8 protein-coding genes and 1 pseudogene are annotated in these 13,868 nt (G+C 69.5%); 2 read left to right on the forward strand and 7 right to left on the reverse strand.

Going from position 1 to position 13,868, the window contains the following annotated elements:
* Nucleotides 1-615: 615 nt before the first annotated feature.
* Nucleotides 616-3,345, reverse strand: coding sequence for a hypothetical protein (locus ACYVPE_RS12280; RefSeq protein WP_461033543.1), 2,730 nt, complete (start codon nucleotides 3,343-3,345; stop codon nucleotides 616-618).
* A 454-nt stretch (nucleotides 3,346-3,799) separates the two neighbouring features.
* Between ACYVPE_RS12280 and ACYVPE_RS12285 the strand changes: the two genes are divergently transcribed.
* Together ACYVPE_RS12285 and ACYVPE_RS12290 are read left to right on the forward strand one after the other, a co-directional pair.
* Complete coding sequence (locus ACYVPE_RS12285) at nucleotides 3,800-4,783, forward strand: hypothetical protein (RefSeq protein ID WP_461033544.1); 984 nt, start codon at nucleotides 3,800-3,802, stop codon at nucleotides 4,781-4,783.
* 74 nt (nucleotides 4,784-4,857) lie between these two features.
* Nucleotides 4,858-5,001 (forward strand): annotated as a pseudogene (locus ACYVPE_RS12290) (IS256 family transposase); the annotation flags it as partial.
* Nucleotides 5,002-5,079: 78 nt separating this feature from the next.
* Here ACYVPE_RS12290 and ACYVPE_RS12295 read toward each other — a convergent pair.
* The 6 genes from ACYVPE_RS12295 to ACYVPE_RS12320 form a co-directional block, all read right to left on the reverse strand.
* Complete coding sequence (locus ACYVPE_RS12295; RefSeq protein ID WP_461033545.1) at nucleotides 5,080-7,443, reverse strand: beta-glucosidase; 2,364 nt, start codon at nucleotides 7,441-7,443, stop codon at nucleotides 5,080-5,082.
* Nucleotides 7,444-7,487: 44 nt separating this feature from the next.
* Nucleotides 7,488-8,360 (reverse strand): ATP-binding cassette domain-containing protein, encoded by an 873-nt coding sequence (locus ACYVPE_RS12300; protein ID WP_461033546.1) that lies wholly within the window; start codon nucleotides 8,358-8,360, stop codon nucleotides 7,488-7,490.
* Entirely contained in the window at nucleotides 8,357-10,144 is a 1,788-nt protein-coding gene (locus tag ACYVPE_RS12305) for a dipeptide/oligopeptide/nickel ABC transporter permease/ATP-binding protein (RefSeq protein ID WP_461033547.1), read from the reverse strand. The genes ACYVPE_RS12300 and ACYVPE_RS12305 overlap by 4 nt, the downstream gene beginning before the upstream one ends.
* Entirely contained in the window at nucleotides 10,141-11,082 is a 942-nt protein-coding gene (locus ACYVPE_RS12310; protein ID WP_461033548.1) for an ABC transporter permease, read from the reverse strand. Before ACYVPE_RS12310 ends, ACYVPE_RS12305 begins: the two co-directional genes overlap by 4 nt.
* A gap of 43 nt (nucleotides 11,083-11,125) precedes the next feature.
* Nucleotides 11,126-12,646 carry an ABC transporter substrate-binding protein gene (locus tag ACYVPE_RS12315; RefSeq protein ID WP_461033549.1) on the reverse strand — a complete coding sequence of 507 codons (1,521 nt, stop codon included), beginning with the start codon at nucleotides 12,644-12,646 and terminating at the stop codon, nucleotides 11,126-11,128.
* A 236-nt stretch (nucleotides 12,647-12,882) separates the two neighbouring features.
* On the reverse strand, nucleotides 12,883-13,797 hold the full coding sequence (locus ACYVPE_RS12320) for a LysR family transcriptional regulator (RefSeq protein ID WP_461033550.1): 915 nt from the start codon (nucleotides 13,795-13,797) through the stop codon (nucleotides 12,883-12,885).
* Nucleotides 13,798-13,868 lie beyond the last annotated feature (71 nt).

Here is a 13,868-nt window from a genome sequence, read left to right on the forward strand (position 1 = left end):
GATTGAACCAATCAGCATGAGACCGAATTTTTTACAGTTGCGAAACAGACTTGGAACGGGCGAGGCCGGCGCGATCCGCCAGGCGCGGCGCGCCCCGGCGTCGTCCGCGCCGGCAGCGACGGCGGTCGCTCGGCCGTACGACGCGGGGGCGGCGGGCGATCGACGATTCGCCTTCGCGCGGCCAGTCGCCCTGGCAGGAGGCCACCAGTACGGTGACCACCGGTCAGCCGGGAAGGGCACCCGGGGCCATGACGCCCTCCCGGACGGAAGTCGTCACCGGAGCCCGAACCGAGGAACGAGGCCGCCCACTTGGCACCACGCCGCCCCTCCGACGCGGGCCACCAAAGGCGGTTCGACGGGGGACGGCCACCGAAGGCCGACACTCAAATGCCGCGTTCCGAACACTGGGATCCGGCAGGTGAGTACCGTGTGGGACCGGCAGGGCGACCTCCTGCCTGGAACACGACGACCGCCTCAGCTGACGGCCTCGGACACATGGCCGCCCCGAGCCCTCGCTGACGGGCCCGAAGCCGAGCTCTCAGCGCTCGCACCGCGCGAGAGGCATAGTCGGATGGCGGTCGGCGTCCGTCTCATACGTCGGTCACACGCCTGGACTCAGCCAGCCTCGGGTTCCGGGCACCATGCTTCCTCGACTTCACTTCCCACACGCCCGCAGAAGGCCACGCGAGTGACCGGGGCGTTCTGATCCACGCGTCCGTCCACGCGTTGTATGGAGATGAGCTTGTCGAGAGGGATCTGTCGACCCACCTCACCTCCGAAGTCGACGAAGCCGCTCTCTCCGTCAAGCGCGGCGCCCCCGTGGATGCGGCTTATGGCCTGCCAGACGGCAGCAGCGGTGAGCGGCATCCCATCAGCCCGCTCCAGGAGTTGGTCGACGGCCTTGAGGTACACGCTGACCGCGTCGAAGGCAAGGGCCGCGTCTCCGGCCAGGGAGGTGTTCTCGGCTTCCTCGCACGCGTCGCGGAACAACGTCGCCATCGTGCCGTAGAGATCGCTGCCGGGAGTGTCGCAGGATGCCGAGCCCATGGTGAAGTCCAGAAACTCGTAAGGAACCCTGAGGAAATCGTCGCGCCGGTCCACGTCAGCCGCCAGGCGAGCCACGTCATCGCCAGCGAGGAACCGGGGTGGGGTCGAACCGCAGGCGTAGTTGGCTCCGCTCAGGACCGAAGCGAAGTCCTCGGAGCGGCCTGCGAAGAAGACCAGTCCCTGATGGCCACAGGTGGCTTCGCCGACGGTCCTTGGACCCGGCTCAGACGTCCCCGGGCCTGTTACGGTCGGCTCGAACGCCTGGCTCTCCACCTCGAAGTCGAAACTGCGGAACGCCTCGACGGCGTCGGCCCACAGCGTGCTGCTGTACTGGTCCGAGGTATCGGCGGAGTACAGAATGCGCACACTCCGCTCCCGCAGAGGACCATGATCGGCAAGCTCGGCGGCATAGGCGGCGGCCACTGCGGCCTCGCGCCGGTTTTGCGGCGAAACCTGGTAATAGAGCGGCGACTCCTCGTGCAGGCTGTCAGCGGACAGCGTCGTGGCGACCATGGGAAGTCCGACACGAGTAAGCGCGTTTATCGTGTCGATCGTGGCGCTGCGGCTCTGGTCAAGTCCGACGACTCCGACGATGGTCGGGTCACTGCGCGTCATCTCGCCTATGATGCGCGCGGCCTCTTCTCCGAACTCCATGCCGGCACCGGCGCTGGCCGGGAAGATGCGCAGCAGGGGGTTGTTCGCGCCCTCGTCGAGTTGTCGCCGCTGGGCGACCGCCGCCCCCTGGAGTTGCTCTCGCACGTACGACACCGTGTCGGAGTCGTCACCGGCGACGCTGCCGAGCAAAGCCGACAGGTATATGAGGGTCACCACGGGGCGTGTCGGGGCGACCCGGTGTGCCCGGTCGGCCTCGTCGTTCTGGCTGGCTATGGTCTGCAGCGTCTCCACCAGCCGCTCGTCGGTGGCGCCGAAGGCGTACCCGTGTGGCGCGACGCCGAAGCACTCGCCCCCCGTCTGCCGTACCAACGTCCTCGCGTCCGGATGGGAACGGCTCAACCCGCAATGCCGTTCCCGCCACTCTTGTTCGGCACTGATCGCGGAGGCGCCACCTCCGGCGAGGAGTACCAGGGCGAGGATCGCCGCGCCAACCGTGGCACGGCGCCTAGCCCAGAAGGGAGGATTCCCCACGACGATGCGGCGGGCGGCCGACGTCCGCTCCCACTGCTCATCGCGATCAGGCCCTGGGGACTCCAGCGGGGGTCGCACCCTCACCGGCAGGTACCAGAAGTCGGCTTCACGGCTGCGCCCCGCGCTTCGCAGGTGCTCGCACCACGCCTCGTAGAGCCCGAGATCACCCGTCAGGTCACGGACCCGCTCATGGTGATGCTCATTCTCGCGAGAGCTGGTCACCAGGAGCAGCGGGTCGAACGCTCCCGTCTCATTGCGCACCTCCACCAGCGAACGAACCAGCGCCCAACCGTTGTTGCTGGCGTTCACACCTTTCAGGTAGGCCACGCAATAGGCCACGCGCCGGTACGCACGCCGACGCCATGGGCGACGTCGATAAGCCACCCGCAAGTCTTCCAGGAACGCGTTGATCATCAACTTGATGACCTGCCCCGGGTCCTCACGGCCCCACCGCGGTTGGGTGAGTCGCAGCGCGAAGCCCTCAAAAGTGCCGGGATCGGCGGGTGCCATGTAAGGCTGACGCAGCAACCACCTGTATTCGCTCCCAAGCGCACGCCAGGCTCGGAACCATAGCAGCGGCAGCACGTGGAGCCCGAAAAGGTAAGCCCACCAGGGTACTTGCCCTTGCAGCGACACCTCGGTAGCAGGGCTACGCATGAAGCCGAATATTCTCCGGCGCTCGATCTCCCTGCCTCGAAGTCGGCGCAACACGTCCTGAGCGTGCCGCGAGTTCGGCTCCGGGTTTTCGTACGTCATTTCCAGGAGCCAGTTGACCAGGCCAAATCTCCGAAAGCGTGGCTGGTCCCGGCCGTAACGTGCGGAAGAGAACTCTTTGGCGAGGTCAACGAGCATCCTCCTACAGAGCTCGGCACGCCGCCAGTCCAGTGTCAGATCTCTGCGTTCCGTGATAAGCGTGGTCCACATTTGATCGATGTCGACGAACTCATGCGGCACGTGCCGAGGATCAGCACCGCTAAGCGCCTTTCCGATCTGGTCGGCAAGCCCCGCCTGTTGATCACCCACCAGACTCAGAACGGGAATGCCGTCCCGATCCGGCACCTCCCTCGGCAACTCACCTTTTGCCGGCCGGCACACAAGCCTGCCGAGCAACGCGAACAGCCTGTCCGCGTGAGCGAAGACGGGATCACTCACGATTCCCCCTGATCTAACGTCGATTGCTTGAGAAGTGGGATCTGACGCGATTACGGGCGTCGAGCCCAGTGATGGATATGCCCGCGGTTGGCCGGCGCGGAGGACAACGGTGTCGGGCGGGGTCGACAGGGCCACGCCGATCGGGCTGGTCGCGTCACCCGCGGCGTGCGTTGCCTCTGCACCGATGCCGTGGCCGGGCACCACAGCCTCGCCCATCCGCCGACCGCCTCGCCCGATCGGTCGACTCCGCCAGGCCCATCCTTTTGGTGCGGCCACCCGCGCCGGGCGAGGCCATTACCGCGGCAGTAAGCACCCGGCATATTCCCCTGTGTTGCCACCATGGAGAGAGCGTGCACGCGTTGCGGTGCCGGCGGCAATCACTTAGAAAACTTCCAAAATGTGGTGTGACAGGCGAGCGACACCCCACCCACAACAGACGCACCAAGGACGCACGATGGGCTACTCCGCCCTCCACCTCGGGCCCACAGACGCCCTCCGGGTCACCGTCATCCCCCACCCCGCAGCGAGCCTCCTCTCCCTGGTCGCCGGCACCTTCGGCAACCGCCCCCACAAAATCCCACGCGCGTGGCAACGTCTTCTGGCCTCAGCCGCGCCGCCCGGTACCGAAGAGGTTCTACGGCCGCTGTTCAGCCCGGCGTTCTCCGTGATCCCCGACTGCCTCACGCCCACTGCGGGCATGCTCCAAGGCGACGCCGCCAGCTACCTCGAACGTCTCGGAGATCTACCAGGTGAAACGCTCCTGGCAGAACTCGAAACCGACTTCACCACCGGCGTGCCCATCCAGTGGCGACCCGTCATCCACCGCCCCCGTCGCTGGATCACCGCGCACGCCCGCCTGATGCAGATTTTATGGCGCGAGATCGAGCCCCTTTGGCGCCGCGCGCACCCCCTCATCCAACGAGAGACCGAACGGATCGCCGTGGCAGCCATGTACGAACGCCTCGACACTGTCCTGGCCTGCCTCAGCCCCCGATATCGCTACACCCTTGACACACTCCACCTGCCCGACCCCCAGGCGCAGGACTTCCACCTTGGCGACCGCCGCCTGACGTTGGTACCCCTCGTCTCGGGCCCGGGCGCCTCCCTGTTCGCCTTCGACCGCCCTGATTTCGTGTGGATCGGCTATCCACTCCCCACTCTCGACCGTCTGCTCACGTCGAGCGGTTCCGCGACGGAGCCATACCGGGACCCCCTCCGCCTCCTCATCGGCCCCCTCCGCGCCGCCGTTCTCCGCATCGCTCCCACCCGCCCCACCATGAGGGAACTCGCCAGTCACCTCCACGTCACGCCCGCTACCGCCACCTACCACTGCGTCCATCTCGAAACCACCGGACTCCTCCATCGCTTACGCCATGGCCGCGAAGTCCGCATCCAACTCACCCCGCTCGGCGAGCACCTCATCGACCTCCTGGCCTGAGCGCGAGCACGTTCGGGACGGCGGCCAACGCCAACGGGGAGAGCCACACCAGTGACCGCACCCGGGCTGAGGGGCTGAGATTGACCGGTGAGGGCGGGCCGCTCCAGCAGCTGACCAGGCGGCTGCCGGAGTCCGCGCTCGAGGGCGGGATGACTGATCACCTCGGCTACGACAAACACGACGCGGCCGGCAGGAACGGTGGGAACAGCCGTAACGGCACCCGCTCCCCTCCCGGACGGGAAGGGCCCGAGGGCAGCCGGGAGCCGAATTGCCAGACACGGACGGCACCGGGTCGATCAGCCGGCCTGGTCTGCCTCCTCGACCGCGACCGCGTTGATGACGCGGGTGATCCCCGCTTCGTCCAGTACCAGCCGGAACCGGTTCGCCACGGTGTCGAAGACGTTCACGAAGGAGCGCCGGCACTCCCGCAGCAACTCGTCGGCCGTCGCGTCGTCGACGTCGAGGTGTTCGGCGAGCAGCGCGGCCACGGCCCGGCGCGCGTGGGGGTTGGCCAGCGCGGCGGCGGGGGCGGTCTCCCTGCGCAGCGGCTTCCACCGGGGCACGTCGGTGTGCACCGTCACGGTCACGTCGTGCGGCAGATCCCGCGACGACGTACCGACCAGGAGGTGCACGGGGCCGTCGTCCAGCACTCGGCGGGCCCGGGTGACGTCCCAGTGGGCCAGGTCGTCGGCCGCGACGGAGATGGTGATCGTGCGCTCCTCGCCCGGGGACAGCTCGACGCGGGCGAATCCCACGAGTTCCCGCGGGCCCGACCGCACCCTGGGGCGCTCCGGCCGCGCGTAGACCTGTACGACCTCCGCGCCGGTGCGGGCCCCCGTGTTGCGAACCGTGAGGGACACCGCGACCGTTTCCCCGTCGGAGACGGTGTCCCTGTCGACGGTGACCTCCGACAGGGCGAAGGAGGTGTACGACAGTCCGAAGCCGAAGGGGAACAGGGGAGTGATGTCCTGTGCGTCGTAGCCGCGATAGCCGACGAGGGCGCCCTCGGCGTAGACGTGCCGTCCGCCCTCGCCGGGGTAGCCGAGGAACGCCGGGACGTCGGAGAGGCGCTGCGGGAAGGTCGTCGTGAGTTTGCCGGCAGGCGAGTGTTCGCCGAAGAGCAGCGACGCCACCGCCGAGCCCATCGCCTGCCCGGCGTAGAACGGGACGAGGACCGCGTCGACGTCGGACAGCCAGGGCATGGTGACGGCGTCCGGGACGGTGAGGACGACGACGGTGCGCGGTGCGACCGCCGCGACCGCCGCGATGAGTTCGTCGTAGCCCGCCTCCAGCGCGAGGTCGGCGCGGTCCGCGTTCTCGCCGTCGGAGTTCTGCCGGGTGTGGGCGAACACGATCGCGACCCCGCACCGTGCCGCTGCCGCCGTCGCCTCGCGCAGCGCGGCCTCGCGCTCCGCCGGGGTGTGCTCGCCGGCCGGGACACCCGTGACGTGGCGGACTGCTCCGCCGGCGCGCTGTGCGATCTCGGTGAGCGGGACGTCCACGCTGGTCGGCACCATGCGGGCGCTGCCGAAGCCCTGGATGACGGGCTCGGTCGCTCCCGCGCCGAGGACGAGCAGGTCCGTGGTGGTGTCCTTGTTCAGGGGAAGCGTGCCGTTGTTGGCCAGCAGTACGGTGCCGGCGCGGGCGATACGCCGGGCGAGTGCGTGGTGGGCGTCGGTGTCGAACGGCACCGGCTCGCCGGCGTGGGCGCCGACCAGGTCCGCCAGTCGCAGCACCCGGCCGGCGGACCGGTCGAGTGCGTCCGCGGGCACCGTCCCGGCCGCGACGGCCGCGCGCAGCCGCGCGACGCGCTGCGCGCTCTCCGGCATGTCGAGGTCGTTGCCGGCGAGTACGGACGCGGGCCGGTCGGTGATGCCGTGCCAGTCCGACACGACCAGCCCTTCGAAGCCCCACTCCTCCCGCAGCACCTGGGTGAGCAGCCACGGGTGCTGGGCCGCCTGGAGGCCGTTGAGCCGGTTGTAGGAGCTCATCACCGACCACGGTGCCGCCTCGCGCACCACGTGTTCGAAGGCGCGCAGGTAGATGTCGCGCAGGGCGCGCTCGTCGATCACGGAGTCCATCGAGGTGCGCTCGATCTCGGAGTTGTTGGCGGCGAAGTGTTTGACGCAGGCCCCGACACCCCGCTCCTGGAGCCCTCGGGTCACGGCGGCGGCCAGGACGCCGGTGAGCAGGGGGTCCTCGGAGAAGTACTCCGATGTCCGGCCCGCGAGCGGCGTCCGGCGAATGTTCATGCCGGGGCCGAGCAGAACTCCGACGCCGAACGAGCGGCACTCGGCGGCGAAGGCGTTGCCCAGTTCGGTCGCCAGGCCCGGGTCCCAGGAGGTACCCACCGCCGAGGCGGTCGGGAAGCAGGTCGCGGGCTCGGGGCCGCGCTGGTCGGACGCCGCCTGGCCGCGCCGCGTGACCAGGCTGATGAAGTCGGCGAAGTCGGCTCCGGCGCCGGGTTCGTTCGCGGCCTGTTCCCTGGAGAAGCGCAGTCCGTTGGGGCCGTCGGCCATGACGACCGAGGCCGCGCCGGCGCGCGGGACGGCGTGCGTACGCCACATGCCGTTGCCCGAGACGAGCTGGATCTTCTCGTCGTCGGTGAGGTCGGCGAGCCGCTCGTCGGGGGCCGGTAGGGGCTGGTTCTCGGGCTGCACTTCGAGGTCTCCTGTGTATCGGGTGCCGTCCGGCGGGGACGGGGTCACCGGCCCGCCGTGGCGAGCGGGAACTCGGCGCGGTAGGCGGCCCGGCGTTCGCGCTGGCGTCGCGGGTCGGCGACCGGGGCGGCCATGAGCAGGCGGCGGGTGTACGGATCGCGTGGCTCGCCGGTCACGTCGCGCACGTCGCCGAACTCCAACAGCCGGCCGCGGAACAGCACGGCGACCCGATGGGAGATGGCGCGGATCACGCTCAGGTCGTGCGAGGTGAACAGCAGTGCCACACCGGTCTCCTCCTGGATCTCCACCAGCAGGTCGAGGATGCGTGCCTGGGTGGAGAGGTCCAGCGCGCTGACGATCTCGTCGCAGACGATCAGCTTGGGCCTGCGGACGAGTGCCCGGGCGATGGCGACGCGCTGGCGCTGTCCGCCGCTGAACTCCGCCGGATAGCGGTCGAGTGCGTCGGCCGGCAGGCGCACCTGGTCCAGCAGGGTGCGCAGTTCCCGTTCGGCTTCGGCGGGTGGTTTCCCGGCGGCGACGACGGGCTCCAGGATGATGTCGCGGACCGTCATGGCGGGGTTGAGCGAGCCCTGTGGGTCCTGGAACACCACTTGCAGGTCGCCGGCCAGCCGGCGCCTGGCGGCTCCGGTCAGGCCGCTGATCACTCGGCCGTCGAGCCGGATCTCGCCGCCGGCGAGGGGGGCAAGGCCCAGGATGGCCCTTCCGAGGGTGGACTTGCCGGAGCCGGACTCGCCCACCAGGCCGACGGTCTCGCCGGGCCGGACGTTGAGCGACACCTCGTCGAGCACGCGGGTACGGTGGCGCCTCTTCCCGCGTACCCGGTACTCGACGCTCGCTCCGCGGACGTCCAGGAGCGGGTGGTCACCCGCCGGACCGCTGTCCCGCAACGCGTTCACGGGCGTGCTCCTTCCGAGTTCGGCGCCGAACTCACGTAGTGGCGCGGCCGGACGTCGTCGAGTGAGGCGTCGAGCAGCTGTCGGGTGTACTCGTGTCGCGGCGCGGCGAACAGGGTGTCGGCGTCGGCTTCCTCCACCACGGCTCCGTCCCGCATGACGGCGACCCGGTCGCAGATGTCGGCGACGACGCCGAAGTTGTGGGTGACCAGCAGCAGCCCCGTGTTCCGTTCGCTCTGCAGGTCGCGCAGCAGGTCCAGGATGTCCGCCTGAACGGTGACGTCGAGCGCGGTCGTCGGCTCGTCGGCGACGATCAGGTCCGGTTCGGTGGAGACCGCGCCGGCGATGAGCACGCGTTGCGCCATGCCGCCCGATATCTGGTGCGGGTACAGGCCGAGGACCCGCTCGGGTTCCCGGATGCCGACCCGGGTCAGCAGTTCCCGTGCCCGCTCCCTGGCCTGCTGGCGGTTCAGTCCCAGCAGCCGCCGCATGGGGGTGACCAGTTGGGAGCCGATGGTGCACATCGGGTCGAGGTTGCTCATCGGCTCCTGCGGTACGTACGCGATGCGCCGCCCCCGCAGCCGCGCGAGCATGTCAGGTGTCTGCCGCTGCCCGTCGAAGGCGATGTGGTCGGCGTGGACGACGGCCTGGGGCGGAAGCAGTCCGAGGACGGAGAAGACGCACTGGCTCTTGCCGGATCCGGATTCCCCGACGAGACCCAGCGCCTCGCCGCGCCGGACGGAGAACGACACCCCGTGGACGACGGTGCGCGTCGTGCTCTGCGCGGGGTAGGCGACGGTGAGGCCGGAGACGTCGAGCAGCGCGTCGGCGGACGGCTCGACGGTGCGCTCGCCGACAGAGAAGGAGGCGGCGGGGGCGGTCAGCGCGGCCGCGGCCCGGGGGCGCTTCTTCCCGGGGGCCGGTGCGCCGGGCACGAGCGCGTCGCGCACGGCGTTGCCGAGCAGCGCGAAGGATCCGACGGTGATGGTGAGGAGCAGGCCGGGCCACAGGACGCTGAGCGGAGTCCGGAAGATCGCGACGAAGGCGTCCTGGATCATGGCGCCCCAGGTCACCGAGTTGACGCTGCCGAGACCGAGGAACTCGAGGCTGGCCTGGATGCCGACGGCGGTGGCCGTGATGTCGGCGAGCATGACGATGATCGGGCCGCGGATGGCCACGAGGATGTGCCGGAACACGATCCGCAGCGGCGGTACTCCGGAGACCTGGGCGGCCTCCACGTACGCCTCGTTCTTCACCTCGATCGCCAGGGCGCGTACCAGGCGGTAGAGGAACGGTGAGATGAGGATGCCGAACACGGTCATCGAGACCGGCACATTGGGTCCGATGGCGCCGTAGAGGGCGATCAGGACGATCAGGCTCGGGGTCGCGAGCAGGGCTTCGGAGACCCAGGTCAGCGCGCCGTCCGTCCAGCGGCCGAGGTAGGCGGCGAGCAGGCCGGTCACGATGCCGACGACGGCGGCGACCACGACGACCACGAAGGCGCCGGCCAGGGTCGCCCGGCCTCCCCAGATCAGCCGGCTGAGCACGTCACGGCCGGCGCTGTCGCCGCCGAGCAGGTAGTCCCCGTTCGGGGTGGAGTTGACCTGGGCGAGCGAGGGCGTCGTCGGATCGTGCGGGGCGATCCAGGGAGCCAGCACGCTCATGACGATGACGGCGAGCAGCAGTACCGCACTGGCGACGCCGAGCGGATTGGTCAGGAAACGGCGGGCGGCGCCCGGGCGGGAGTGCCCGGTGGTGGCCGCGGGGGCTTCGATGCTCATGCTCATGAGAGACGGACCTTCGGGTTGAGCCACGCCTGCACCAGGTCGAAGACCAGGTACACGACGAAGATGACGGCGACGGTGATGACGACCACCCCCATGAGGACCGGGATGTCCCCGCTGATCGCCGCGCTGGTCGCCAGCGATCCGATGCCGGGCAGGGCGAAGACCTTCTCGATGACGACGATGCCGCCCAGCAGTGCCACGACCTTCATCGAGAGCAGCGACAGCCACGGCGGGGCCGCGTTGCGCAGCACATGCCGGAAGAGCACCTCGGGTTCGGAGAGTCCTCGCGAGCGCAGGGTGCGCACATAGGGCTTGTCCAGTTCGTCGGAGACCGCGCCCCGCACCATCGAGGTGATCCGGAGTTCGCCGAGCACGATGGCCGTGGTCGGCAGGACGAGTCCGAGCGCCCACGCGCCGATGCCGTCGCCGATCGGGGTGTAGCCGGTGGCCGGGAACAGCCGCAGGTCGATGGCCAGCGCGATCACGAGCATGAGGGCGAGCCAGAACTTCGGGATCGCGCTCAGGGCCTCGGTGAGGATCTGGAGCGCCCTGTCCACCACGCCGCCTCGGCGGACGGCGGCCAGCACGCCCAGGACGGCGCTCGCCGCGGCCAGTACCAGGATCGAGCAGATCATCAGGGCGAGGGTGACCGGCAGCCGGTTGCCGATCGCCTCGGTGACGGGTTCCGAGGTGAAGTACGACCGGCCGAGGTCGCCGGTGACGGCGTGGGCCACCCAGTCGCCGAACTGTTCCCAGACCGGCCGGTCGAGTCCGAGTTCGGCGGTGCGCTCGGCCATCTGCCGCTCGGTGGCCTGCTCGCCGACGAGCGAGCGGACGACGGTGTCGCTGCTGCCGAAGACGACGAAGAACGTGGTGCTCGTGACGAGCGCGAGCAGGGCGACGCCGAAAGCCAGGCGCCTGCAGAAGTAGCGGATCACAGGTCGGGTCCTCCGTTCGGATGGCCGGCGGGGAGACGGGGTCTCATCGCGCCGGGGCGTAGGAGCGCAGCGGAGGTCCCGCGACGCCCGGCTCGGGCCGGACCGTCGTGTCGGAGGCCGTGGCATAGATCAGGTCGGGGTGGTACCAGGGTGCGAACCAGGCGTTCTCGACGAGCCAGGCGTTCGCCTCGCGCAGCGCCTCCGTCTGCGTCGGTCCGCTGGAGACGCGCGCGGTCTCCATGAGCCGGCTGAACTCGGGGTCGGAGCTCTCGAAGACGTTGAGCGCGTTGTCGTAGGCGATACCGAGTCCGTCCCAGGCCGACGTCGGTGCCTGCTGTCCCAGGATGAGGATGGGGAACTCTCCGCTGAACTGGGCGTCGATGGCCGCGTCGTCGGGCATGGAGCGCCAGTCGACGCGAATGTTGATCGAGGCCAGCGCCTGTTCCACGAAGGGCTGGTAGGTGCGGTAGCGGGAGTAGTCCATCATCGGGACGCGGAAGCCCTCGCCCCAGCCGGCTTCCGCCATCAGGTCGCGTGCCCGCTCGACGTCGTATCCGTAGGCGTCGTCCAGGTCGGGATCGTAGGCCGGGCTGTCGCGTCCGACGATCTGTTCGCTGACGGATCCCTGTCCGAGGCCGAGCGCGTCGAGCATGCCCTGCCGGTCGAAGACGAGGTTGATCGCCTGCCGGACCCGGACGTCCGCGAGCGCCGGTGCGACCTGGCCCTCTCGGTCCAGGATGGCCAGGCCGAGCCAGTCCACCTGGTTGGGGTGCGTGGTGACGCCGCTGCGCTCGGCGTAGTCCATCACGTCGAGGTTCAGGCGGGCGCCGTCGATCTGTCCCGTGGTGAGCGCGTTGAGCCGGGCGTTCACGTCGGACAGGACCCGTATCTCGATCCGGTCGTACGCCCATGCCCGGGCGTTCCAGTGGTCGGGATTGCGGGTGAAGACGTAGCGGTCGCCGCGCACCGTGCGCGTGCGGTTCAGCAGGTAGGGGCCGGATCCGACCGGTTCGGTCGCGAGGGACGCCGTGCCGAGGGCGGTGGGTGAGGCCATGGCGCCGAGGGAGCCGCTGAGGCTGTTGAGCAGGGTGGGGTCGGGCTTGTCGAGCTGGATGTCCACGTGGCGGCTGTCGAGCGCGTCGACGTCGGCGATGGCGTTGGCGAGGTAGTTGTCGTGGCCGGTGCCGGCCCGGAAGTGGTCGATGTTGGCGGCCACCGCGTCGGCGTCGAACGCGGTGCCGTCCGAGAAGGTCACCCCGTCCCGCAGGGTCAGCGACAGGACGGTGTTGTCGGAGTTGTACGACCACTCGGTGGCGAGGTTCGGCGCGAGGGAGCTGTCCGGCAGGCGCAGCAGCAGGGTGTCGTACACGGGGGACCACAGCTGGGGGTACTCGCCGTCGAACCGCAGTTCAGCCGGGTCGTAGGAGGGGATGTCCACCACTGTCCCCAGGGTCAGCGATGAGGTGTCCCCCGCGCGGTTCGCTCCGCCGGACGTGCATCCGGCCAGGATGAGCATCAGCGCCATGAGCGCGGCGGCCGCCACACCTCGTTTCTTGTGCCCCATCGGATTCTCCTGGTGCCGGAACGGTGGGTTTGGCGTTTGTTCGTCAGAACGTCGAACTTGTTCGCCACATTGAAAGCGTCTGCCGAAAATCGATCAAGCAGACTTTTTCGATGAAAGTCATCTGTTCAGCAGATGTGGGTGGCGTCGCCGGATCCTCGGCCCGACACACCGTTCGCCGGGCCCGCGCGGCCGCGTCATCCCCGGTCGGGGCGGGCTGCCGAGGCCCGGCTCCCGGCTCAGTCCGTCGTGCCGCCGGCGATCTCCCGCAACACTGCCATGACCGCTTTTGCCCGGGCCGTCTGGGTCATGCCCTTCATGGAGGCCAGTTTGACCTCCAGCGGGTTGCCGTCCCGCAGCTCCAGTTCCGCGATCTCGCCGCCGCCGTAGGTCTGGCCGGTCGCCGGGCGCTGGTTCAACACCGAGTAGCCGAGTCCCCGGGCCACCAGGGAGCGCACCGTCTCGTAGCTCTGACTGCGGTAGCGCACGTCAGGCGCGGTGCCGGTGGCGGCCACCAGTGCCCGGAAGTAGTCACGGCTGTGGGGCAGGTCGAGCAGGACGAGAGGTTCCGTGGAGAGCTCCGCCAGTTCCACCGCGCTCCGGTCGGCCAGTGGGTGATCTGCGGGAACGATGACGTACGCCGGGGCGCGGGCGATCGTCTCGCTGCGCAGTTCGGCGGTCAGGCCGAGGTCGTAGGTGACGGCGAAGTCGATGCGCCCCGTGGTCAGCGCCTGGACGAGTTGGTCCGTCTCCGCTTCGACCACCTCGATCTCGATGTCCGGGTAGCGCTCGGTGCACGCGCTGAACAGGGGCGGCAGGTAGTACGGGGCCAGGGTGACGAAACAGCCGATGGCCACCGGCCCGGAGATGGTCTCGCCGTCGCCCCTGGCCTCTCGTTCGATCTCGCGCGCGCGGGCCAGCAGCTCCCGCGCCTGCAGTTGGAGCCGCTCTCCGGCGGGCGTCAGGGTCAGGCCACGTCCCCGGTGGCGGATGAACAGCTGGAGACGCAGATCGCGCTCCAGGTTGTGGATGGCCGCGGACACCGCGGACTGCGCGATATGGAGTTCCGAGGACGCCTCGGTCATCGAACCGCGCTCGGCGGCGACCAGGAAGTAGCGGAGTTGAACGAGGGTGAAGTTCACCGGTGCCGTCATGCCAACCCCTTGTACCTGTGCCGCGTGCCGTACCCGACCCTATGCGGCGTGGCTGCCCCAGGTCGGCCACG

It is taken from the genome of Streptomyces mayteni (assembly GCF_054783955.1).

What these genes read in the sequence shown, in the direction of transcription:
- ACYVPE_RS12285 (WP_461033544.1), top strand. Translation starts at nt 3,800, where the DNA reads ATGGGCTACTCCGCCCTCCACCTCGGGCCCACAGACGCCCTCCGGGTC.
- ACYVPE_RS12305 (WP_461033547.1), bottom strand. Translation starts at nt 10,144, where the DNA reads ATGAGCATGAGCATCGAAGCCCCCGCGGCCACCACCGGGCACTCCCGC.
- ACYVPE_RS12315 (WP_461033549.1), bottom strand. Translation starts at nt 12,646, where the DNA reads ATGGGGCACAAGAAACGAGGTGTGGCGGCCGCCGCGCTCATGGCGCTG.
- ACYVPE_RS12320 (WP_461033550.1), bottom strand. Translation starts at nt 13,797, where the DNA reads ATGACGGCACCGGTGAACTTCACCCTCGTTCAACTCCGCTACTTCCTG.